This is a genomic window from Streptomyces sp. URMC 126 (genome assembly GCF_051386555.1).
GTDB lineage: Bacteria > Actinomycetota > Actinomycetes > Streptomycetales > Streptomycetaceae > Streptomyces.
Map to the genome: position 1 here is coordinate 1 of NZ_JBPQTX010000533.1, position 2,746 is coordinate 2,746.

Genomic DNA, 2,746 nt, shown 5'->3' on the forward strand with positions numbered 1-2,746 from the left:
CGTGAGGCGGTTTCGTGGGGGTGCCGGTGTCGGGGCGGGGTGCGGTGCGGTCCGGTGCGGCCTGGGCGCAGGGGGCCGGTGTGGTCTCTCGTGGGCCGTCGGTGTGGGCCGGGCCGGGGCGGTGCGGGGAGACCCGGATCACAGCGCGGCCCGCTTCCCGTGTGCTACTGTCGACGAAGTTGCAGTTGTGGTACCCATGAACTCGTGTGCGCCTCGGCCATGTAGCCGAAGGCGCATTTTTGTTTTGCCGGTCTATTCCGGCGTGGGGCCCATCCCATTCCATAAGGAGATAGACATGGCTACTGGCACCGTGAAGTGGTTCAACTCGGAAAAGGGCTTCGGCTTCATCGAGCAGGACGGCGGCGGCCCGGACGTCTTCGCCCACTACTCGAACATCGCCTCCACCGGCTTCCGTGAGCTCCTCGAGGGTCAGAAGGTTTCCTTCGACGTCACGCAGGGCCAGAAGGGCCTGCAGGCGGAGAACATCGTCACCATCTGACGATCGTCGTCACCGCACGACGGCTTCGGTCGTCGGCGGACGATTCTCGACGCACGGGCGACGCCCGCGTGACGAACGGCCCCGTCCCGGTGGCGGACGGCCCTCGACACGCGGGGCGCGGCCCGACGCACTAGGCCATGGGGCCCGCACCACTGGGTGCGGGCCCCATTGTCGATACGGCCGCCGTCGGCGCGGTCGAGTCCGGCCCTGACCGGACCTGTCCGGTTTCCGATCGGACCCCTCCGGTCCCGGCCGGTTCCGGCCCGGACCCCTCCGGCTCCGGCCGGTCACGCCCCGTCCACGTTCGCTTCACCTCAGGCCACCACCAGGGAAGGTCCCGCATGTCACGCTCCGCCCGCCCCGCCCGTCCGCCCCGCTCCACCGGTACGCGCGGCGGCCAGTCGGCGCGCCGTAGGCCGGCCCCGCCCGCCGACGGCCCGGCGGAGTTCGAGACTCCGGTGAGCACGACGCCGGCGCTGCCGCCGGTGGAGTCCTTCGAGGACCTCGGCCTGCCCGGCGGGCTGCTGGCCACGCTGACCCGCGAGGGCGTCACCGAGCCCTTCCCGATCCAGGCCGCCACCCTCCCGAACTCGCTCGCGGGCCGTGACGTCCTCGGCCGCGGCCGTACCGGCTCCGGCAAGACGCTGGCCTTCGGGCTGGCCGTGCTGGCCCGTACCGCCGGCCGGCGCGCCGAGTCCCGCCGGCCGCTCGCGCTCGTCCTCGTCCCCACCCGTGAGCTGGCGCAGCAGGTCACCGACTCGCTCGCCCCGTACGCCACGTCCGTGAACCTGCGGACGGCCACCGTGGTCGGCGGCATGTCCATCGGCCGGCAGGCCAACCAGCTCGCCCGCGGCGCCGAGGTGCTCGTGGCCACGCCGGGCCGGCTGGCCGACCTGATCCAGCGGGGCGACTGCTCGCTGGCCGACGTGGCGATCACGGTCCTCGACGAGGCCGACCAGATGGCCGACATGGGCTTCCTGCCCCAGGTCACCCGGCTGCTGGAGCAGGTCGCCCCGGGCGGCCAGCGGATGCTGTTCTCGGCGACGCTCGACCGCAACGTCGACCGGCTCGTCCGCCGCTTCCTCACCGACCCCGTCACCCACTCGGTGGACCCCTCGGCGGGCGCGGTGGTCACGATGGAACACCACCTGTTCCACCTCGCGGACGAGACCACGAAGAAGGACGCCGTGACCCGGATCGCCGCCCGTGAGGGGCGCGTGATCATGTTCGTGGACACCAAGCGCGGGGCCGACCGGCTCACCAAGCGGCTGCTGTCGCAGGGCGTCCGCGCGGCGGCCCTGCACGGCGGCAAGAGCCAGCCGCAGCGCAACCGGACGCTGGAGCAGTTCCGCACCGACCAGGTCACCGCGCTGATCGCGACCAACGTCGCGGCCCGCGGCATCCACATCGACGGCCTGGACCTCGTCGTCAACATCGATCCGCCCGTGGACCACAAGGACTACCTGCACCGCGGCGGCCGGACGGCACGTGCCGGGGAGTCCGGCACGGTGGTCACGCTGGTGCTGCCGGAGCAGCGGCGCGAGATGACGCGGATGATGGCGAACGCCAAGATCACGCCGCAGGTGGCCCGGGTGCAGCCCGCGGACGCCGAGCTCGCCCGGGTCACCGGGGCTCGGGAGCCCAGCGGGGTGCCCGTGGTGATCGCTCCGCCGCCGCAGCCGGCCCCGGTCCGCAAGGCGTCGTCCGGCTCGTCCTCCTCCTCCGGCTCGTCGGGCTCCGGCTCCTCGCGGTCCCGGCGCGGGCGCGGGCGAGGCCGCTCCGGCGCGAACCCGGAGGCGGGCGCCGAGGCGGGCACCACCGGCGCGCGCGGTCCTCGCCGGCGCCCCCGTCCGGACGGCGCCGCTCCGGCGGCGTCCCGCGGCGGAGGCCGCACCCGTCGGCCGTCGGCCGGCTGACGGGGGTACGCCGCTGTCGGGCGGGGGGGGGGTGAGGGACGGCCGGGGATCGTCGTCGGTCGTCACTCTCTCCGTCGGCCTCGCTCTCTGCGGTTTCCTTTGCGCTGTTCCCTCCCTCTTTGCCGTTCCCCCTCCGTCGCGTGACGGTGGGCCGGCTGCCGTACGCCGAGGGGCTGGTGCGGCCCGCAGGCCGGGGGGGGGACTTGCCTTTGACCGGGCCGCCCGCTTCCTGACGGCGGCCTTCGACCCGGCCGCCCGCTCCCTGACGGCGGCGGGGCCCGCCCTGCCGGTCGGGCTCCGGCGAGCCCCACACGGCCCACCCCCGATGGAC

2 protein-coding genes are annotated in these 2,746 nt (G+C 74.3%); both read left to right on the forward strand.

Annotated elements, in window-relative coordinates; genetic code table 11:
- Nucleotides 1-295 precede the first annotated feature (295 nt).
- Nucleotides 296-499: a cold-shock protein gene (locus ACSNOK_RS32380; protein WP_004954428.1), complete on the forward strand. Its 204-nt coding sequence runs from the start codon at nt 296-298 to the stop codon at nt 497-499.
- Nucleotides 500-840: 341 nt separating this feature from the next.
- A complete protein-coding gene (locus tag ACSNOK_RS32385) occupies nt 841-2,415 on the forward strand; it encodes a DEAD/DEAH box helicase (protein WP_436784362.1) in 1,575 nt (524 codons plus the stop codon).
- Nucleotides 2,416-2,746: the final 331 nt, after the last annotated feature.